Annotated in this window: 21 protein-coding genes, 1 pseudogene and 1 riboswitch; of the genes and pseudogenes, 12 read left to right on the top strand and 10 right to left on the bottom strand. The window is 39.4% G+C overall.

Features of this window, described 5'->3' with window-relative positions:
- Positions 1-17: 17 nt before the first annotated feature.
- The 4 genes from ISX45_RS07860 to ISX45_RS07875 form a co-directional block, all read right to left on the bottom strand.
- Positions 18-1,037 (bottom strand): FecCD family ABC transporter permease, encoded by a 1,020-nt coding sequence (locus tag ISX45_RS07860; protein WP_181556079.1) that lies wholly within the window; start codon positions 1,035-1,037, stop codon positions 18-20.
- On the bottom strand, positions 1,034-2,014 hold the full coding sequence (locus tag ISX45_RS07865; protein WP_407649757.1) for a FecCD family ABC transporter permease: 981 nt from the start codon (positions 2,012-2,014) through the stop codon (positions 1,034-1,036). The genes ISX45_RS07860 and ISX45_RS07865 overlap by 4 nt, the downstream gene beginning before the upstream one ends.
- A 235-nt stretch (positions 2,015-2,249) precedes the next feature.
- Positions 2,250-3,233 carry an iron-hydroxamate ABC transporter substrate-binding protein gene (locus tag ISX45_RS07870; protein ID WP_194520447.1) on the bottom strand — a complete coding sequence of 328 codons (984 nt, stop codon included), beginning with the start codon at positions 3,231-3,233 and terminating at the stop codon, positions 2,250-2,252.
- 155 nt (positions 3,234-3,388) lie between these two features.
- Positions 3,389-4,351, bottom strand: coding sequence for an iron-hydroxamate ABC transporter substrate-binding protein (locus tag ISX45_RS07875; protein ID WP_181556076.1), 963 nt, complete (start codon positions 4,349-4,351; stop codon positions 3,389-3,391).
- A 346-nt stretch (positions 4,352-4,697) separates the two neighbouring features.
- Positions 4,698-4,898, top strand: a riboswitch (cobalamin riboswitch).
- A 154-nt stretch (positions 4,899-5,052) separates the two neighbouring features.
- On the opposite strand from ISX45_RS07875, the gene metE reads away from it, so the two are divergent.
- Both metE and ISX45_RS07885 read left to right on the top strand, forming a co-directional pair.
- Positions 5,053-7,341: a 5-methyltetrahydropteroyltriglutamate--homocysteine S-methyltransferase gene (metE, locus tag ISX45_RS07880; protein ID WP_194520448.1), complete on the top strand. Its 2,289-nt coding sequence runs from the start codon at positions 5,053-5,055 to the stop codon at positions 7,339-7,341.
- A gap of 19 nt (positions 7,342-7,360) precedes the next feature.
- On the top strand, positions 7,361-7,798 hold the full coding sequence (locus tag ISX45_RS07885; RefSeq protein WP_181556074.1) for an acyl-CoA thioesterase: 438 nt from the start codon (positions 7,361-7,363) through the stop codon (positions 7,796-7,798).
- A gap of 244 nt (positions 7,799-8,042) precedes the next feature.
- Here the strand turns inward: ISX45_RS07885 and ISX45_RS07890 are convergent, their stop codons facing one another.
- Positions 8,043-8,315 (bottom strand): hypothetical protein, encoded by a 273-nt coding sequence (locus tag ISX45_RS07890; RefSeq protein WP_181556073.1) that lies wholly within the window; start codon positions 8,313-8,315, stop codon positions 8,043-8,045.
- Positions 8,316-8,730: 415 nt separating this feature from the next.
- On the opposite strand from ISX45_RS07890, the gene ISX45_RS20065 reads away from it, so the two are divergent.
- The 5 genes from ISX45_RS20065 to ISX45_RS07910 all read left to right on the top strand — a co-directional run bounded on the left by ISX45_RS20065 (position 8,731) and on the right by ISX45_RS07910 (position 11,957).
- Positions 8,731-8,937, top strand: coding sequence for a helix-turn-helix domain-containing protein (locus ISX45_RS20065; protein ID WP_309505671.1), 207 nt, complete (start codon positions 8,731-8,733; stop codon positions 8,935-8,937).
- 24 nt (positions 8,938-8,961) lie between these two features.
- Entirely contained in the window at positions 8,962-9,438 is a 477-nt protein-coding gene (locus ISX45_RS07895) for an IclR family transcriptional regulator (protein ID WP_309505665.1), read from the top strand.
- A gap of 177 nt (positions 9,439-9,615) precedes the next feature.
- Positions 9,616-9,873 (top strand): FeoA family protein, encoded by a 258-nt coding sequence (locus ISX45_RS07900; protein WP_181556072.1) that lies wholly within the window; start codon positions 9,616-9,618, stop codon positions 9,871-9,873.
- On the top strand, positions 9,860-10,594 hold the full coding sequence (locus tag ISX45_RS07905; RefSeq protein ID WP_181556071.1) for a FeoB small GTPase domain-containing protein: 735 nt from the start codon (positions 9,860-9,862) through the stop codon (positions 10,592-10,594). Before ISX45_RS07900 ends, ISX45_RS07905 begins: the two co-directional genes overlap by 14 nt.
- Entirely contained in the window at positions 10,563-11,957 is a 1,395-nt protein-coding gene (locus ISX45_RS07910; protein WP_181556070.1) for a ferrous iron transporter B, read from the top strand. Before ISX45_RS07905 ends, ISX45_RS07910 begins: the two co-directional genes overlap by 32 nt.
- 110 nt (positions 11,958-12,067) lie before the next feature.
- On the opposite strand, the gene ISX45_RS07915 is transcribed toward ISX45_RS07910, so the two are convergent.
- From ISX45_RS07915 to ISX45_RS07925, 3 genes are all read right to left on the bottom strand, one after another.
- A complete protein-coding gene (locus tag ISX45_RS07915; RefSeq protein WP_194520449.1) occupies positions 12,068-12,703 on the bottom strand; it encodes a histidine phosphatase family protein in 636 nt (211 codons plus the stop codon).
- Between the two features lie 27 nt (positions 12,704-12,730).
- Complete coding sequence (locus tag ISX45_RS07920; protein WP_194520450.1) at positions 12,731-13,750, bottom strand: S66 peptidase family protein; 1,020 nt, start codon at positions 13,748-13,750, stop codon at positions 12,731-12,733.
- Positions 13,751-14,118: 368 nt separating this feature from the next.
- Positions 14,119-14,313: a hypothetical protein gene (locus ISX45_RS07925; RefSeq protein WP_181556067.1), complete on the bottom strand. Its 195-nt coding sequence runs from the start codon at positions 14,311-14,313 to the stop codon at positions 14,119-14,121.
- Between the two features lie 144 nt (positions 14,314-14,457).
- Between ISX45_RS07925 and ISX45_RS07930 the strand changes: the two genes are divergently transcribed.
- The gene (locus tag ISX45_RS07930) at positions 14,458-15,348 is read left to right on the top strand and encodes a transposase (protein ID WP_194519539.1); all 891 of its coding nucleotides are present in this window, start codon (positions 14,458-14,460) and stop codon (positions 15,346-15,348) included.
- Positions 15,349-15,458: 110 nt separating this feature from the next.
- Here ISX45_RS07930 and ISX45_RS07935 read toward each other — a convergent pair whose 3' ends face one another.
- Both ISX45_RS07935 and ISX45_RS07940 read right to left on the bottom strand, forming a co-directional pair.
- The gene (locus ISX45_RS07935; protein ID WP_181556066.1) at positions 15,459-15,734 is read right to left on the bottom strand and encodes a transition state genes transcriptional regulator AbrB; all 276 of its coding nucleotides are present in this window, start codon (positions 15,732-15,734) and stop codon (positions 15,459-15,461) included.
- Between the two features lie 728 nt (positions 15,735-16,462).
- Positions 16,463-16,876: a hypothetical protein gene (locus tag ISX45_RS07940; RefSeq protein WP_181556065.1), complete on the bottom strand. Its 414-nt coding sequence runs from the start codon at positions 16,874-16,876 to the stop codon at positions 16,463-16,465.
- A 646-nt stretch (positions 16,877-17,522) separates the two neighbouring features.
- Here ISX45_RS07940 and ISX45_RS07945 point away from each other — a divergent pair.
- From ISX45_RS07945 to ISX45_RS20255, 4 genes and pseudogenes are all read left to right on the top strand, one after another.
- Complete coding sequence (locus tag ISX45_RS07945) at positions 17,523-17,696, top strand: hypothetical protein (RefSeq protein ID WP_194520451.1); 174 nt, start codon at positions 17,523-17,525, stop codon at positions 17,694-17,696.
- A 129-nt stretch (positions 17,697-17,825) separates the two neighbouring features.
- A pseudogene (locus ISX45_RS07950) lies at positions 17,826-18,335 on the top strand (transposase).
- 350 nt (positions 18,336-18,685) lie between these two features.
- Positions 18,686-19,627, top strand: a complete 942-nt coding sequence (locus tag ISX45_RS07955) for an LCP family protein (RefSeq protein ID WP_181556126.1) — start codon at positions 18,686-18,688, stop codon at positions 19,625-19,627.
- A 154-nt stretch (positions 19,628-19,781) separates the two neighbouring features.
- Positions 19,782-20,135 (top strand): transposase family protein, encoded by a 354-nt coding sequence (locus ISX45_RS20255; RefSeq protein ID WP_373367376.1) that lies wholly within the window; start codon positions 19,782-19,784, stop codon positions 20,133-20,135.
- Positions 20,136-20,650: the final 515 nt, after the last annotated feature.

Raw genomic sequence — 20,650 nt, forward strand, 5'->3', positions numbered from 1 at the left:
GAAATTCCTCCATACGATTAATGATTGGATCGGGCTAGCAAATACAAGAAATACGGTGCCCCGATGATCGCCACGACGATGCCCGCATGAATTTCTGATGGCTGTAGAATCGTACGACCAATCGTGTCGGCGGTCAGTAACAATAAGGCCCCTGCAAGCGCCGAGGCCGGCAGCAAATATTTATGATTTGGCCCGATGAGCCGCCGTGCTAAATGCGGACCAATTAAACCGATAAAACCGATGCCCCCGCTGACAGACACGCAAGCAGCCGCAAGTCCAGCAGCTGCTGCTAGCAGTTTTACTTGTTCTTTTGAAACAGACGCACCAAGTCCTGTGGCGACGTTGTTTCCAAATGATAACACATCAAGTACGAGTGCTTTATAATACACAAAAGCAAATAAGACGACGATCCAAGGTAAAAGCGCTAACACGTAATCCCACGTCGTACCCCAAATGCTTCCAGCTAGCCATACCGCCACAAATTGATAAAGTTCCCGGCTTAGTCGAAGAGAAAGAACCGTCATGAGCGCACTCAATCCTGCCGCAACTGCCACTCCTGTTAAAACGAGACGTGTTGGCAACAGCCCTTCATATTTTTGATAAGACAATCCAAACACAAGAGCAGCCGCTAACAAACTGCCGATAAACGCAAGGACTGGTAAAAACAAAACGGGAACATCCAAATGTGTTGGGAAAAATGACAAATATAAAACGACCATTAAACCAGCCCCGTGCGAAATTCCTAAAATACTCGGATCCGCTAAAGCATTGCGGGAAATGCCCTGCATAATGCACCCCGATACGGCCAATCCTGCTCCGGCAAGAAGGGAAATCACAATACGAGGCAAACGAAATTCAAACAAAATCAACTGTTGCTTTTCATTTCCCATTCCAAACAGCGTTTGAAACACTTCAAGCGGGGATAGCCGACTGAAACCTGTGTTCATACTTATCACAAACACAATAAGAATCAGAACAGAAAAAGTAGCAAGTATGGAAAAACGCTGAAGATTCTTTCGCCGCTCCACTCCATTCATGAAATTTCCCTCCTTCCTTTTCGGGCCACGTAGAGGAAGAACGGAACACCAATAAGCGCAAATAACACACCAATTGGTGTTTCATAAGGAGGATTGATCATTCTTGCACCAATATCAGCAATAATCATGAATCCTCCTCCGATTACGGCCGAACAAGGAATAATCCAGCGATAATCCACGCCAACGAAAAATCGTGCAAAGTGCGGAACGACAAGTCCGACAAAACCAATCGGTCCGACCGCAGATACAGACACTCCTGCTAAGAGAAGCACAATGATTGTACCGACCATTTTTACCAAGACCGTTTTTTGTCCCAATCCTGTCGCTACTTCATCTCCTAGGCTTAAGAGCGTAATCGAACGCGATAAAAGCAATGCTCCAACTAAGGCAATGACAAGCCACGGGGTCATCACTTTCAATTGGCTCCATTTCACACCAGCCACTCCGCCTGCATACCAAAATGCTAACTCTTGACTTAACTGAAAATGAATCGCAATTCCTTCGCTCAGCGCCGTTAACAATGCACTAACTGCTGCTCCCGCTAACACAAGACGAACCGGCGTTAAGCCACCCCGGGCAAGCGAACTAATCCCGTATACAAGTCCTGCCGCAACAGCTGTTCCTAAGAAGGAAAATAGAATCAAAGAATTATAGGATAATCCTGGTAAAAACGCAAAACAAACTGCTACCATCAATGCGGACCCAGCATTTAAACCTAAAAGTCCGGCATCAGCAAGCGGATTTCGCGTCATCCCTTGCATGATCGCACCCGCCACCGCAAAGCTAGCACCTACTAAAACATCCGCAAGTGCCCGTGGCAGACGCAAATCTCGAATAATCGCATGTTCCGTCTGATTCGAATTATAATGAACAATCGCTTCCCATACCGTCGAAAGATGAATATTGGCAGCACCGACGGAAATGGATAATGCGATTCCAAAAACGATAGCCAAAACTCCAACGACGAGCACCATCATCGCGACCCACGTCCGCGAATGCTGATTTACTGTATCGTTTTTCATGATTTCCACCTATTTTCTCTTCATCTATAATAAGTGCAAAAAGAAGAACGCTTTTCTGCTATGGTCGGCAAGATTTTTCTTGCCGACCCGAATGAAAGCATGCTGACCATAGCGGACAAAATTCATTTGTCCGGCTTCATTCGGAATGATTAGCAGAAAAGCTTGTTGGTTTCATATATGTCATACTGTACTATTTTTTATTATGGGAAAGCAATGTGTCTACGACAAGATCAAGCTGATGTTCCAGCGAAATAGCGTCGGTGAACCATACATCTTCAAGTTTCATCTTGTATAAGTGATTATTTTTGACAGCTTTTAAATTTTTCCAGATCGCACTATTTTTCATTTCTTTTTCGATTTGATCCGTTCCCTCTGTCCGATATACTGTCCAAAACATATGATCGGCTTCATAAGAAGGCAATGCTTCTAGAGAAATCGTTTTCCATTGTTGTGGACCTTCGATAACTTCTTTTTTCGTCTTTTCCGGTGGAGTTAATTGTAACGCATTATAGATGATTTGTCCTGCTCGTCCAAAATTTGAGCCAAACACAACAAAATCTTTTCCTGATAATTCATAAATACCAACTGTTTCATTTTTTCCAATAACTCCATGTAACTTTTCACGAGCGGCAGCCGCTTTTTTATCAAACTGTTTGATCCAATTTTCTGCTTTCTCTTTCTTTCCAAGAACATCTCCAAACACACGCATTTCTTCCTGAATGCCTTTGTAATGTCCAAACGGAATCACGACAGTTGGCGCAATTTTTGATAGCTGTTCATATTGATCATCTAAATAGACAATAATTAAATCAGGCTTTAATTCCGCTACTTTCTCAAGCGAAATTGGATTTCCGACATTTTCAATTCCCTTCATTTGATCTTCTGTAATATAAGGATTTTTCAGCAACGGATTTGTAACCGCAATCGGTTTTACTCCGAGCGCTAGTGCATTCCCTAAAAATTCATACGGCATAACGACACGTTTCGGATGAGTAGGAATCTTTACTTCCTTTCCATTCGCCATTTTAAATGTTTGAGTTGTTGCTTCTTCTGTCTTTGTCTGTTTTTCCTTTTCAGCCTCATTGTTTCCCTCTTGGTTTCCGCATGCGCCAAGCATAATGAGAAAAATAAGTAACATGACCCCTGCAAACAAAAATCTTTTCTTTTTGAACACTTGCTTCATCTCCTATCACAATTATATTGATATTATTTATTGTAAATAAAAACTCCTTGACAAGTCCATTCATTTTCTACTTTCTCCACAGCTGGTTATATAACTTTGTCCAGCCATGGATATTATGTCTACTTTTGAAAATACTATAGTTCGAATTATTTCTGGCTATGAGATAACAGCGTATCTACGATAATATCGATTTGGCCTTCAATAGCAATAGGATCATAATAATACATCTTGTCTAAATCCATTTCATAGAAATGACCGTTTTTTACAGCATCGAGATTTTTAAAGATGGGACTGTTCTTCATCTCATTGATTACACTATCCTCTGTATCATATACCGTAAAAAACATATGATCCGCAGCATATTCAGGTAATACTTCTAACGAAATCTGCTTAGGCGGTGTTCCCTTTTTAACCATTTCTTTAACCTTTTTCGGTGGATTCAGCTGAAGAGCATTATAGAGAACTTGTCCACCTCTTCCCCAGTTGGCACCTAACACATAAAAATCTTTTGAATGCAATTCATAAATACCTACTGTCTCATCTTTACCAATGACCCCTGCTATTTTTTCCCGAGCTTTTTCAGCTTTTTTCTCAAATCTCTTGATCCATTCCTCTGCTTCCTTTTTCTTGCCCAAAAGATTTCCAAATGCTCTTATATCTTCGCGAACATCATTGTTATATGTACCATAAGGAATGAGAACTGTTGGAGCAATTTTTGATAACTTATCGTATATTTCGGAATCTGAAGTAATGATGAGATCTGGATTAAGTTCTGTAACTTTTTCAAGTGAAATAGGAGTCCCAATATCTTTAATTCCAGAAAGCTGATCTTTTGTAAGAAATGGGTTTTTTAACTCATAATCAGTTGCCCCAACAGGTTTTTTTCCAAGAGCTAAAATTTCACCTAAATATAAGTCCGTTACAATTCTCTTTGGATTTTTGGGAATTTCAACTTCTTTTCCATTCACCATTTTATATGTTCTTGTTTCTTTTTCTTCTGTCTTCGCCTGTTTTTCGTGTCCAGACGCAGTTTGCCCCCCTTGATTACCGCATGCTCCCATTAACAAAAGGAGCAGGAGAGAACATACTAGCAACAATCTCTTTTTCAAATTATCCCCCCTTTATAAATGAAATTAATTATCAAAACCATAAATAATGATAATCATTATCATTAAACTTGTCAATTAAAAATTTTATATCCATTCAACTCTCCCTCCCCTGTTGAATAAAGTTTTTTATATCCTTAAATAACATTAGACTCAGCATATAGATGCATTTGATTGTAGAAGATAAATTCAATTTACTGTACTTGAGCAATTTACAATTCCGAAAAGAACATGAGCTGATTCCTTGATTAGAAATAATGTCCCGCTTAAGAAAAATGCTGAAACAAAATTTTTGTTGAAAAAACAGAAAAAATCACTTATTCTGAATTTCATAAATCAATTTCATATAGTTCAAGTTCACGCAACAGGTGTGACATAGTCGGAATCCCTTCTATGTCGCTTAAAAGGGAAGTTTGGTGAAAATCCAACACGGTCGCGCCACTGTAATGGGGAGTTGTCTATCATCATCCACTGTTTCTTGTATGAAATGGGAAGGAGATAGCCAACGATGATCCTAAGTCAGGAGACCTGCCTGTTGTATGCACTTACGACCTACGCGTCATAGGGAGGAGTGAGGATCATGATGTTGGGGCACTTTGCATATCTCAACACAAGTTAGTCATCTCTCACCCCTCTTACTTTACTGCGGAAAAGAGGGATTTTTTATTTGTGTTGAGATATAAATTCACTTGGAGGTGCTCATATTGGCCGTTTTTAGTTCAAATCTTGGTTATCCGCGAATTGGTGAACGCCGTGAATGGAAAAAAACACTAGAATCATTTTGGAATGGAGCCATATCTGAAACCGAATTGTATGACACGATGAAGCGGCTTCGGCTTCGTCATGTACAAAAACAGATGAAAAAAGGAATTGATCTTATTCCTGTTGGTGATTTTTCATTGTACGACCATATGCTTGATATGGCATTTATGTTCGGATATATTCCTTCGAGATTCCAACATATGAGCGGCGGTTCATTGGAAACATATTTCGCCATGGCCAGAGGAGCTAAACACCAAAGCGCATTGGAAATGACGAAATGGTTTAACACAAACTATCATTACATCGTTCCTGAACTTGAAAACACAACTCCTATCTTGGTAGAAAACCGACTGTTGCATCTTTACGAAGAAGCCAAACAGGAACTGAATATCGATACAAAACCAGTTATGTTAGGTCCAATTACATTTTTATTACTTTCAAAAAAATACGATCATAACGATTTCAAAACCCATCTGTCTTCTTTAATTCCTATTTATATTCAAGTGTTAAAAGAATTGTATGAGGCTGGAGTATCATGGGTTCAAATTGACGAACCGATTTTAGTACAGGATATAGATGAAACGATCATTCGCTTCTTTCATGACGTATACGATGCATTTCATGCGGCACTTCCTTCTCTTCACATTATTTTGCAAACGTATTACGAAAGCATTTCTCATTATAAAGAAATCGTATCATTGCCTGTGGCCGGAATTGGTTTAGATTTTGTTCATGACGAAGGCATAAACGTATCACATATGAGAAAATGGGGGTTCCCGGATGATAAAGTTCTTGCTGCCGGAATCATTGATGGACGAAATGTATGGAAGTCATCGCTTGAAGCAAAAGCAAACTTCATCGATCACCTCGCTCATTATATTGATGTAGATCGCCTAATCATTCAGCCATCATGCAGCTTATTGCACGTTCCTGTTACAGTTCAACATGAACAATCATTGCCGCCACTGCTGAAAGAAGCACTTGCGTTTGCTGATGAAAAGTTGGATGAGGTATACGAACTTACTCAATATGTAAAAGGAGATCGGACAATTGACGATTTTCGACATTACGATCGCCATTATCAATCATTTGTCATGTCCTCATCCCGGAATGTACAAAGCGTCCAAGAAGCGCTGGCGAATATCGAAACATATCCGACAAAACGAATCGACTATTCCAAACGGAAACATGATCACAAGAAGCGCTGGAATTTGCCCGTACTACCGACAACCACAATCGGTAGTTTTCCACAAACGAAAGAAATTCGTCAAGCTCGTCTGAAATGGAAAAAAGGCGAATGGACAGAAGAACACTACCAATCATTTATCCGTAAAGAAATCAAAAATTGGATCCATATTCAAGAGAAACTAGATATTGACGTGTTGGTGCACGGAGAGTTTGAACGAACGGATATGGTTGAATTTTTTGGCGAAAAGCTAACCGGGATCGCTTGCACGACAAATGGATGGGTGCAATCATATGGCTCTCGTTGTGTAAGACCCCCGATTATTTTCGGAGATGTCGCTTTTAACAAGCCAATGACGGTAGATGAAACAGCGTATGCGCAAACATTAACTCATAAACCTGTCAAAGGAATGTTGACAGGACCTGTGACGATTTTAAACTGGTCGTTCGTACGAAACGACATAGATCGATTTCATGTTCTTCGTCAGCTCGCTCTGGCAATTCGCGAAGAAGTTCTGGCGTTAGAAAAGAACGGAATCGGCATGATTCAAGTCGATGAGCCAGCATTACGCGAAGGGTTACCGTTGAAGCGCTCTAAGCGGACACGATATTTAGAAGCAGCCGTTGAGGCATTTCGCTTAGCGACTTGTTCCGTTCAGCCCGAAACACAAATTCATACACATATGTGCTATTCTCAGTTTGAAGATATCATCGAGGCCATTGACGCTCTTGACGCGGATGTCATCTCAATAGAATCTTCACGAAGCCACGGAGAACTCGTTCATTCCTTTGAAATTTATCGGTATGAAAGAGAAATCGGTTTAGGTGTCTATGACATCCACAGCCCACGCATTCCAACAATCGAAGAAGTTGGCGAAAATATAGAACGGGCATTGCAAGTACTAGACCATCATCAGTTCTGGGTAAATCCTGACTGCGGATTAAAAACGCGAAATGCGGAGGAAGCAATAGCTGCTTTAAAAGTAATGGTCGAAGCAGCAAAGATATACCGCCAAAAACTCGTAACCAAAACGGTCTCTCAATAAATTATGGAGGGAAAAAGAAATGGGGGTTCCTATTCAACAGTCCAGAACGGTTCAAACACGCCTCGTCCTTCCTTCCAACACGAATCATTTAGGGACCATTTTCGGCGGCACCGTTTTGGCTTATATTGACGAGATTGCGGCAATCGCTGCAATGCGCCATGCCCGAAAGGCGGTAGTTACCGCATCGATTGACAAAGTAGACTTTATTTCATCGGCAAAAGTAGGAGATATTTTGAAACTAGAAGCATTTGTCTTTTCCACTGGAAGGACATCTATGGAAGTATTTGTGAAAGTAGAAACAGAAGACTTATTTACTGGAGAACATCACTTAACAACAACATGCTTTCTAACAATGGTTGCGATTGATCAAAATCGAAAACCAACCCCTGTACCAAAAGTCGTTGTCAATGATACAGAAAAAGCATTCATTGAATCCATCAAAAAGCAAAGACAATAGAGAAGAAAACTTGAGCTGTCTATGAGACAGCTCAGTTTTTATAATCAAATATATGCCAAACATAAGTCCATGCTGCTTTATACCTCTTCCAAAAGATGGGCAATCTTAAAAACATGAGATCCACTGCGAACAATGACGTTCTCCGGATTATGTTTGAAACAATTTATTGCTTTTCCACTCATTGTTTCATCTCCGGCTTTTGGTTCAAAAAGTCAAAGCATCATCTAGTAGGTATTTTCGATCATCACCCGAACAACATTGAAAGCAGAAGTGCAGATGTAAACGATGTGATTATTTGCTTTCCTGATAATAACAGTGACTCCCTTATCCCTAATTCCTTCGCAATCGTCCAAAAGATAACCGCGCATTCACTGTAAGTGGAAGCGAGATAAACGTCAAGAAATAGCTGAAATGTCGACATCGTCGTCAACAACACCTGATTTTCCTCATTAAACAGCAAAATGCCATCTTTGCGAATCATTGAAAAAACAAGACCGACAGCGGTTTCAGTCGGCAAATTCAGCCATTAAACGAGCGGTGCAAACAACAAAATTATCTCAATAAAATCGAATGTGAGCACCTTGTCAGGCTACTTTTCTACGCTGGAAAAATAATCTAGATTTTTGCACAAGTTCTGGGCAATCAATTCATTCTTGCTTTTCAACCAAAAGACGTCATTGATAAAGTGATTCACAAAGGACTGGCTCCCTATACTTCCAAAACGATTACTTCCTCTGAAATATTTCAAGACAAATGAAAGCAAATGAAAAAGCAGGAATATGCGCTAAGCATCAAGGAGCTCCATAAAGAATTGCCTCCATTAGTGCACCGATCTTGAACCAAAACAATCGGGTTCTATATTCTGTTTCCATTTCCGATCCAATGAATAAATAGAGACTCTATTCCTAAATTAACGAAATTCGTTATGAAAACTGAAGCAGCGCTGTCTAAAAAACGGATTACGAATTCTTCATCTGCTTTCCACAAGCAAACCTGAATTAGGAATTACAGAAACTTCAAATTCAGATGGCTTGAATAAAAGCACCGTTCATCGTTTAATGAAAACTTTAGAAAAAGAAGGATTCGTGTTGAAAGAAATCAAAAGACGCGCGAATATCAGCTGGGGCTTTCACTTTTAACTTTAAGTGGAATTATTAGCCGAGATGCTCTCCCATCATCTAGGAGAAGCCGCACACATTTCCGTCTTAGAAGGAACGAGCACCATCTACTTGCATAAAGTGCAATGCAAACATCCCGTACGCTTACTTTCACACGTTGGAAAAAATAATCCTTGCTCTTGTACAAGTTCTGGAAAAGTTATCATTGCCTTTCAGTCCGAAGGCATTATCCAGCAGGGCCTCCCGCATTGCGGACCTAATTCGATCACCTCCCCTACCCAATTTCGTCACAACCTAGAAGAAATCCGCCAAAAAGGGTATGCTGTTTGCATTGACGAATTACACGAAGGAGTCATCAGCATCGCAGCTCCCATTCGCGATTACTCGGGTGAGGTGGTCGCTGCTGTAAGCGTTGTCGGACCGAAACAACGCATTCTCTCCAATGATACTCCGCGTTTTGTTGAACATGTTTGCAGAGCAGGACAAGAGATCTCGAATTTGCTTGGTTATTATGAGTGGTAAGTACATATAGAGAAAAACCTCCCCTTCGTTTACGTTCTTTACTAGCGAATCAGGGAGGTTTTTTACTTCATAAAAAATAATTGACAAAATGACATTCATTGAATAAGATAAAATTAAAATTTGGCCTAGGGAAAAATTATAATCTTTGTACAAATTATTGATAAGGAGGAAACTATTGTGGCTCCAACAAAATTTGATCGTTTGTCGGAGGCAGAACCGGGAGAACGTTTTCGCATTGAGAAGCTGGATATAGAGGGAACGATGAAACGGAGATTGCTTGATTTAGGATTTGTGCCGGGGTGTGAAGTGACGGTACTGCAAAAAAGCCCGTTAGGAGATCCGACGGCTTATAAAGTAAGCAATACGACGATTGCGTTACGAATAGAAGAAAGTTCGAATATTTATGGGGAGAGGATACGCGATGACAACGAATGAATATACGATTGCGCTTGCAGGAAATCCGAATACAGGAAAAAGCACATTATTCAATTTGTTAACTGGATTGCGACAACATACGGGAAACTGGCCGGGAAAAACGGTTGTTCATGCGGAAGGATTTTTTACGTATAAAGATAAACAATATAAAATCATTGACCTTCCGGGAACGTATTCCTTATATTCAAATTCGGCTGATGAAGAAGTGGCGCGAGACTTTATTATTTTTGAAAAGCCTGATGTCACCATTGTTGTTTTAGATGCAACGGCGCTTGAGCGCAATTTAAACTTGGCACTCCAAGTACTAGAAATGACCAATCGCGTGATTGTATGTGTCAATTTGATGGACGAAGCAAAAAAGAAGGGCATCCGCATTGACATTGCTAAACTAGCGAAAAAATTAGGAGTCCCTGTTGTGCCGATTTCTGCGCGCAATGAAGAAGGCATCGACGAGTTGCTCGACACCATTGACCTTATGATTCGTGGAGCAATCCAAACAAAACCAATTGTCATTCCATATAGTCGCTCGATCGAAGAAAAAATTGCAAAACTTCTCCCTCTCGTTAAAGAAATCGTTGGCGACAAGTATCCTGCTCGATGGATAGCGCTCCGTTTGCTAGATGGCGACACATCCCTTCTTGATGCTTTAAAACAAGAAAATCACCATTCATTCAAGGAGGTGGCTAGGTATGCGAGTAACCGTTCCGCCAAATCCGTTTGATCATCTGATGAAATATGCCCAAACATTATCAAACGGAGATACGAGAGAACAAATTGTCTCGGCGATCTTTCGAACCTCACAAGAGATTTGCAATGAAACCGTCACATATACAAAACCAAGCAAGCAATATGAGACAGAACGGCTGGATCGCATTGTGACCTCCAAGCTATGGGGATTCCCGATTATGCTTGCTATGTTAGCGGTTGTTATCTACTTAACGATTGCTGGAGCCAATATTCCTTCTTCGATGTTAGCGAATTTCTTTGGATGGATCGAAGGATATTTAACGTTCGCGTTTGAAAAACTTCATGCACCTGATTGGCTATATGGTATTTTAGTATTAGGCTTATATCGCGGAACAGCTTGGGTCGTCAGCGTCATGTTGCCGCCGATGGCCATTTTCTTCCCAATCTTTGCTTTATTAGAAAACTATGGATATCTTCCTCGTGTTGCCTTTAATATGGATCGATTATTTAAAAAATCAGGAGCACATGGAAAGCAATCGTTGACGATGGCGATGGGATTTGGCTGTAATGCGGCGGCTATTATGTCAACACGAATCATCGAATCTCCTCGTGAACGAATGTTGGCGATTTTAACCAATAACTTCGTTCCATGTAATGGAAGATGGCCGACGCTTATCTTGCTTGCTTCCTTATTCATGGCAGCCGGTTATACAGGCGGATGGAAAACATTTGTCACAGCCGGTGTCGTCGTTGCGATGGTGTTATTTGGAATCGTTGTTACTCTTACCGTTTCATGGGTGTTATCCAAAACGGCGTTGCGCGGCGTACCGACTCACTATACGTTAGAACTTCCGCCATATCGGCGCCCAAAAATATGGGATACAATTGTTCGTGCGACATTGGATAAATCCGTTTATGTATTAAAACGAGCGGTGGCCGTTGCTGCTCCTGCTGGTGTTCTTACATGGATACTAGCGAACATTCATATCGGCAATACTACCGTGCTTGCCTATATCGCTCATTCGCTTGACCCGTTTGCACATCAGCTTGGGCTCGATGGATATATTTTAATGGCATTTATTTTAGGGTTACCTGCCAATGAAATCGTGTTGCCGATTTTGTTAATGGGGTATTTATCCACAGGGGCACTCACCGAAGTGGATAGTCTTCACGATCTGAAACAAATTTTTCTCGATCATGGCTGGACATGGCTAACTGCATTGAATATGATGCTATTCTCCTTGCTTCACTATCCTTGCGGCACGACATTAATCAACATTTACAAAGAAACGAAGAGCAAAAAATGGACGTTTATCGCTTTTGCTCTCCCGACCGGAATTGCGATTGCGGTGACATTTTTAACAACACACATTATACAGTGGCTCGGACTCATCTAAACATAAACCATCATTCTGCAAGAGAAAAACTCAAACCAAGAGGCAAAACCGCTCTCTTTTCTCTAAAAGGAGAGCGGTTTATCTCTTTTTTCAAGCTATAAATATATAATCTATTTCTTCTTCACTACTCCCATATCCATTTCTAAGTGAGACACATCTCCTTCCACGACAAATGTAAACGTATCATGATCCACTTGAACAATCGTTACACTTGTTCCATGTATAAATGGAGGTGCCCATAATTGTTCAAGCGGCAAGTTTTTCAGACGGGCAATTAACGATTTTAGCACGACTGCATGTGTGACAATCAAGACGTTTCCTGACTGATGATGTTCAATGATTCGTTGTATCGCTGCAAACGCTCGGTTTTGCACGTCAATAAAACGTTCTCCGCGCTTTGGCGAGTATAAATGCGGCTGATTCCAAAAGTGATCAAAAGCGATGGGATCGAACTGCATAATTTCCTCATGCGTTTTCCCTTCCCAGTCACCAAGATAAATTTCCCGCAAATGTTCATCTTGATAAATGGGAATAAGGCGTTCTCCCCGAATGAGTTGTGCGGTTTTCACAGTACGCCCGCTTGTGCTTGTATAAATCCCTGCAAATTCAATAGATTCTAGCCGTTTGCCAAGCATAATCGCATCCTTTTTTCCTTTTTCGGTTAACGGCGAATCTTGCCATCCTTGCATCCGCTTTTCTACATTCCATTCCGTTTCCCCATGTCTTGTAAAATATAATGTAAGCATTATTTCTCCTCCATTCTGTTTATTTGTTTATTCATCCACTGCCGCCTCGAGAAATCGGAAGGTGATCTCTCCTTCTTTACTTGCCTTGAGTTCTGCGTTGATTCCGTTTGGTAAAATAGCCATTGGATCGGTATGGCCAAAATCAGCATGATAAACAATCGGAAAATCATAACCGCGCGTCGAGCGCAGCAAGATCTCCTCCAAAAGGGATTGATCTTCTTTGAATCCAACTAACGGATGAAATCTTCCGATCACAAGCCCTTGAATTCGTTCAAAAATACCCATTTGCCGCATTTGCGTCAAATAGCGATCAATCGAAGCCGGCGTTTCTTCTTCATCATCCTCAATACAAAGGATGGCACCGTCCACATTTGGGAAATACGGCGTACCCGCCAGTAAAAGTAAGACTCCCATATTTCCAGCAATGATGTTACCCCTGACATGCCCCGGCTTTAACACTCTCATTCCTTTATTGGGTAAGGACGTTCGTTTTCGATCATCTTCTTGGTCCCAGCGCAGCCGCTCAAAAACACACATATCTGAATTTTTTATTTCCACTGCTTTCCCCTGCATTAGTACATCTTCGAAATATGTTTTCGTATAATCAAGCAATCCTCCGTATTCGCCAAACTGTGGCAAAATCGCCGGTCCTAAAAACGTAACAAGCCCCGTTTGCTTATAAATTGCTAAATGAAGCGCAGTAATGTCACTGTAGCCCATAAATATTTTTGGATGATGTTTAATAAGGTGATAATCTAAATCCTCTAATAATTGATGAGAGCATGTTCCACCAATCGTCGCAATGATGGCCGTGACCTCAGGATTGGCAAACATCTCATGAAGATCTTCGATTCGCTCCTCCACCGTTCCCGCCATGTACTCATGACGTTTTCGGGCATTCTTTCCGATCATAACCTTAAAACCTAATCGTTTTAGCTCTTCCATTCCTCGCTCCAACCTTCGCGGACATAATGCCGCAATTCCAGACGAAGGAGAAACGATGCCAATCGTATCTCCACGCTGTAACCGTTTTGGCCGAATCAACATGCTTCCTCCTTTCATAACCGCTTTACACAAATGAATTGACATTCTTCATTAAATGTAAGCCGGTAAATATCCAGCTTTCACCTGTCCTTCCTCCACACCTTAATTCTTTTTTATTTACAAAATATCACAGTCACCTTTAAAAAAATGTCGAATGATGTAAAAAACTCTCTGAAAAAAGGAATATTTCAGGAGCATTTTCTTGAAGGAACATTTGTCTTTGAGAAGATGTTTGAATGAAAAGCTGCTATTCCAATAAAAAGTGAAAGAAATGCTGTTCAGCTCAATGTTTAAGCTTTACTACTGTTGAAACACATTAGAAGATCAACATAAAAAAGAACACCTTCTTTACAGCGTTCTGATAAACTCTGTTATTGTTTGTCATTGTTAATTGTAGATGTTCTATTTGCATTTTTAGAAGCAAAAAATCCTGCCATACCGCTGATAAAACTTGGTGCTAAACTCCAAAGAAAGAACCCCCATTTTCCAGTAAACAGGCTCACTGCTAAGAAAAATATTGGAAAACCAATCATTATACCAACAGAAATTTTTTGATATTTATTCATAAGTTTCTCCCCCTTTTTCACTAATATAGTATATGAGAACGTGTTGCAAAACGCATAATGGATGCATAAATGCACATAAAAAATCCACCACCTTGGAAATCATATACAGTGACCAAAACCAACTACCAAGGGGTGGACACTATCATGATTTCCAATTTAAACAAAGAACATGCATGGTCTTATGAAATCGATCCACTTTTAGCATCCTTATTTCGATATATCGACTCGCTGTCGTTGCCGGAGACACCGTATGTGACAGGAAGACCGCCGGTGTCGAAAAAATCTTTATTGAAATGTTTCTTTTTGAAAACCTATTTTTCCATTGATTCCTTGCGAAAATTAGTACGCATTCTGCAGCGTTTTCGCTGTTTTCAGCGGGCTTGCGGGCTTAGTGAAGTTCCTCATCTTTCTACGTTTTCCCGTGCGGCAAAGTGGTTTCGGGAACAGGGATTTCCTGTTTTTCACGCACAGCTGCTCAAAGATCTAGAAGTACGGTATCCCAAAATCGTGCTGATCGACAGCACGGCCCTTCGAAGCAGTCTTTACGATTCACAGGCAAAGTGGGGAGTGTCCACCCGATATCACTGGTTTAAAGGATATAAACTCCATCTCTGTACCACTACCGAGGGAATCATCTTATCTCACGTGTTGACCACAGCGAACCGGAATGATGCGGCAGTGGCACCAGAATTGCTTGCTTCTTTGGGGCAATGGGATATTGAGTTCGTGTTAGGGGATGCCGCGTATGACAGCGAAAAGGTTCGACAAACTGCTGAGCAAGCAGGAATCTTATTCATTTCCCCCATCAACCGCCGCAATAGCAAGGAACGAAAAGATGCCTATGGCCGGGTTCTTCCTGTCTTGTTGAAAACGAGATTTGGCCAATGGCTGTTTGGGCTTCTCCGCGAGATTGAACGGGTATTTAACGAGCTAAAGAGTGATGGGGTGGAGCAACCCCGATGGTATGGATTTCATCGATATTTACTGCATGTGTTATGTTGCATCCTTATGCATAACTTCGAGTTTTTACTCTAGTTTTGCAACACCATCTATATGATTTAAAATCAGACCGCTTTTTTCCTTTTATTTAGCAACAATCTTTTCGAAAATAGCCAATAAAAAAGTCCCTGCCAATCGGCAGGGATTTATTGCAATAAACTTTCAATCTCTTTCATGAGTTGCTCCGCACCTTCACGACTTAAAATGATTTTACCGCCAGCAAGCTTCAAGTTGTCGTCAGACACTTTACCTGTAACCATGCAGGTCATGTCTGGCTTATATTTTTGTAAGATAATACAGTCTCCGTCTAAAAAGATTTCTATTGGGTCTTTAATATTAATATTGAGTGTACGACGTAACTCCATAGGAATAACAATGCGACCTAATTCATCCACTTTGCGAACAATACCTGTAGATTTCATTCGTACACCTCCAATGTCATTTTCTACTTTTGTTTCCATGTAAGTAATTGTATAATCGATCCGGAACATGCATCAAGGAACACGCATCAAGAGGAAGAGAAAAATATGAGGGTATTAACTAAAAACACTATTTCACTGGAACTAGCACTGCGCCCAAGTTCGTAACACTCCCAGATGCGGATCACATGAGAGGATTAGATTGAAGGCTTAAAAATCCGTTTATGCTCCTAGAGTAATTCTCAATGCATAAGTGATAAAGTTGACAGACATTAAGAACCAAAAATTGATCATCAAGGCTGCTCACAAAAAGATAGTGTCGTCCTAGATGTTTAAATTAAATAAATTACCACAAAAACTAATAAATAGAATAAAAACAATATTCCCGACAACTATAGGCTTAGCCCCTTTTGATAAACTGTACGGGAGATAAGAGCAATCAAAACTCGGCAGCAGTTATTAGTACAACTGAATCGCTCCGAATTCTTTTAGAAAAAACAGTATACTCTAACAGTCGGGGTATTTTTTAATCATAGACCTAGCAGATGTACACAGCCGATGAATCACCTCTTCGAAAAAGGGAATGTCTGAAAAGTCGTGATATAACCGCTTTTTTAAGAATATTCCCTGTAAATGCTAGAAATTATTAAATTTACAAAGATGCTACTAGATTCAGCCCCGTAATCTTTTCATCTTATGCGAAGCGAATAATCCTGCTCATTTGAGCAGGATTATTTTAATGGGTTTTCCTCAATGAATACAGTTTGACCTTCTGGATCTAATAACTCGACAACATCCAGTTTCAACTTGTTATTATGAGCGTTGGTCCATCCCCAAATACTCATAGCGATTTTTTTGGCAATCTCTTGATCGTTTGTATCAATATGTACAACAGCTTTATTTTCCTCAATTTCTACAACCTTAATGTGTGGATACCAAGTTGTCATACTAAAATTAGTATCCAAATATTCATTTAATTGTCCTGTCGCGTCTATATTAACCGCAAAAGTTTTTTTCTCTTCCGAAGATTGACTTGCAGCAGGCTTATTCTCTTTCTTTTCTTCCTTAGTTGTTTCTCCTCCACTACACCCGGTAATAGCTGCAAAAATGATTGCACTAATAACCAACAACCACCATTTTTTCATTACTATCCCTCCAGCATATACATATACCAATTATATCTATACACCAAACATCCCTTTTTGTATAGCGCTTTCGACAAAATAAAAAGTCCCCTCTTAGATGATTTTGTTGTTTCATTTTGCAACCATCCTTACAAGCATTTGTCCAATCAAAGAAATATTACTGGTACCCCTTTACTACAACAGCAAATCAGTAGCCATTATTCGAAATAAACTTTGAAGCTAATTAGGAATTTTTGGAATTGAATACCTCCCTATCACATACTTTGATTCGGATAACGATAGTGAATCGATATATCCAAATAAGCTTCTTTTCGTTAGACCATATAAATAACCAATTAGAAATCATAATAATGTCTACCTCTTGGCAGCTTGTTTTGATAACTCTCAAGAGGATGAATATGCATTCATTCTGTGTTTTCCAACACGTTCATACGTTAACTTTTCTCCTAGTTTTGATTGTTTTCTTCTATATAATCTGATAATTTATTCTTAGTTTCATTAACATGATCGATCATAGAGAGGGTTGCGTTGAATATGAAGAATAAAAGAAATGCTAGTAGATTAAAAAGACGCCAAAAAACTACTAATATTTTTTAATTATTGAAATTGAACTATTAGACCTTAAAGATGAACCTGGAGGAAATATATGAAATGGTTGATAGTATGGGCTCCAATGTTGGAGTTTCTTGTAGGGTACCTAGCTACTTTTTTCTTGGCTGAGAAGTTTAAAGAAGTGGCAGCTATAATGATTGTTCAGTTTATACTATATATGATTCTGATGAATGTCTTACTTTTATATGGTTTTTGGATTAAACATTAGAAGTCACCTGATTTTATCGATGATGTATAAAAACAAAAGAAAAAAGGTAGGGTATTCTCCGATTTAACTATCACACATTCCAGAGAAAGAAGTACCCTACCTATGGTCTATGTAGACTGGGCTCATTAACTGGAAAGTGTCATTCGGCAGTTTGTGAAGGAAAATTAGAGCTGATGATGCGAGAAGAAATGAAAAATTTCTTCGAGATTGAACAAGCTGGAACATCGAATATGAGAAACGGCTACTATCAACGACATCTAGATACACAATATGGTCGGATTGAAGATCTTTTGGTTTCAAGAGACCGAAACGCGGATTTTCAAACGCAGTTACTCGCCCCTTACCAACGCCATACCGGCTGGCTCGGGGAAGCAATCATTAAGATGTATCAAAGCGGCATGAGTACGCGTGAAATTGGCAAAAGTGTGATTGACACGACCAATGCCATCGAACAAACGATCAAGGAGATTCGAAAACGCCTAAAAACCGATGAACAGTTTGAGCAGTTTAGAAGCCGCTAAAAAAGTCGTGTATTTGACCATCCAAAACTTTAATGAGAAATGGGCAGGGAGAAAGTTACGCGGATTTGCCGAAGCGCATGAAGCCCTCCAGCAAATGTTTGAAGAACGTTACAATTAACCACATATTGTAAATCAACAAAATAAGGAGATTCTCTCTTCTCAAACAGACCCCCACTCTATTTTAAATCCATTTCAAAGATACCCTATCTATCTTACATTACACAAAATTCTTGACAGTACCTTTTCGCTAGACCATATAAATAACCAAATTGAAAATCATAATAATGTCTACCTCTTAGTAGTTTGTTTTGATAACTCTCAAGAGGATGAATATGCATTCATTCTGTGTTTTCCAACACGTTCATACGTTAACTTTTCTCCTAGTTTTGATTGTTTTCTTCTATATAATCTGATAATTTATTCTTAGTTTCATTAACATGATCGATCATAGAGAGGGTTGCGTTGAATATGAAGAATAAAAGACATGCTAATAGATTAAAAAAACGCAAAAGAAAAAAACTATTAATATTCTTTTTGATTTTAGTTTTATTATTTTTAGGAATACTATTATATATTTTCGTTGAATACCAACAAAGTCTAAAAAACTCTCGAAATAGTTCATCTTTACAACATGAAAATATTGAATTTAAGGGAGTAAAAGATAAATCAAAAAAAATAAATATTTTATTATTTGGTATCGATGCAAGAGGAGAAGAGAAATCTCGTGCGGATACTATTATGATAGCTCAATATGACCCAGAGGCAAAAAAGTTTAAGATCGCATCTATTATGCGGGATTCATATGTTTCTATACCAGGACATGGAAAAGATAAAATTAACGCAGCTCATGCTTATGGAGGACCTGAGCTACTTAGAAAAACGATAAAGGAAAACTTTGGAATTGATGTTGAATATTTTGTATTAGTTGATTTTAAGGGATTTACTAAAGCAATAGATAAGGCTTTCCCTGAGGGAATTGAAATTAATGTAGAAAAAGAAATGTCTAAAGGAATAGGAGTTACACTACATCCGGGTGTTCAAAAACTTCATGGAAAAGAATTGCTAGGGTATGTAAGGTTTAGAAAAGACGCAGAAAGCGACTTTGGCAGAGTACGGAGACAGCAGGAAGTTTTAAAACAAATTGCCGATGAATTTATTAGTATTAAAGGGATAGTAAAATTACCAGGTGTAATAGGTACAATACAGCCTTATATACTAACAAACATGGAATATAAAGAAGTTTTATCGATACTGACTTCATTTCTTTCCAGTAATACAAAAAATATTGACTTCTTTAGAATTCCTATAGACGGATCCTTTGAAAATGTAACATATCCCCAAATTGGTGCTGTACTAGATATAGATATAGAGCAAAATAAAAAAGCTATAAAGAATTTTTTATATAAGTAGAATAAAAAATTGTTCTTTAAATGTAGTTACGAATCAAATAAAAATCCCCTTCAATTTATGAAATTAAATTATTATGTAATCAGCGATAATAAAATGATTCTCCCCCAATTTTGGTGAACACCTCTCGTGGTCATTATAGTAATAAACTATTACCATGGGAGGTTTTATTTTGGAACTGCAAACATTCTATAAGGATTGGAAGTTGCTGTTTTATTCTGTTAACTATTCGTGCGTAAAGTTGTATATCCAATCTCAACAAAAATCTAATCTTTGTTCATCATGTGACATGCCTTCTTCTCTTGTTCACAGTCGATACTGGCGTGTGATTCAGAATATAACTATTTTATCGTTACAAGTTTTTTTGCATGTACGTGTAAGGAAATTCTTTTGTGATCATTCTGCACGTTCACAACGTATTTTTACGGAGCGATTTTCAGATTGGTGGTCTCCTTATGCTAGACGTCCCCATCGCTTGACCACCTTTCTCCAACATCTTGCCTTTCCCTAAGTACAGAGACTGCTAATAAAGTTTCTAAGCAGTATGGGATTCCTACAAGTGCAGATAGTTTTCTGTATTTGATTCGTAAAGAAGAAATACCTCTCATCACAGAACCTATTATCATTGGAATTAAACCGTTCAATGAAACCGTACTGATAGCAATGACAGAGAATACCCATTTGTACGTACCGCGGTTTTATTAAAGAATTTTATCGTTATGCGGACAGACCATATTACAAAAGCAGTATACTTTGAAAATCTAATGAAGGAGCCACAACGAGGATTGCGTTTGGAGACATAGCAGATTACAAATTGATTAGAATCAGAGACTTACCTATGCAAGATTCGCTGGATGCGAAGGACTCAGCTTGTCGACTTTGTCGACAAGCTGTATGGATTGAAAGTGCAGATTCGGCTCACCAGCAAGGCCGATAATGAATAATATCATCGCGCCGGCTTCGTATCACAATGTCATGGTGGCAGAAGAAATCATGGAGCCACTGCCTCATCCTTACACGTTGGGG

Source organism: Thermaerobacillus caldiproteolyticus (assembly GCF_015326725.1).
GTDB lineage: Bacteria > Bacillota > Bacilli > Bacillales > Anoxybacillaceae > Thermaerobacillus > Thermaerobacillus caldiproteolyticus.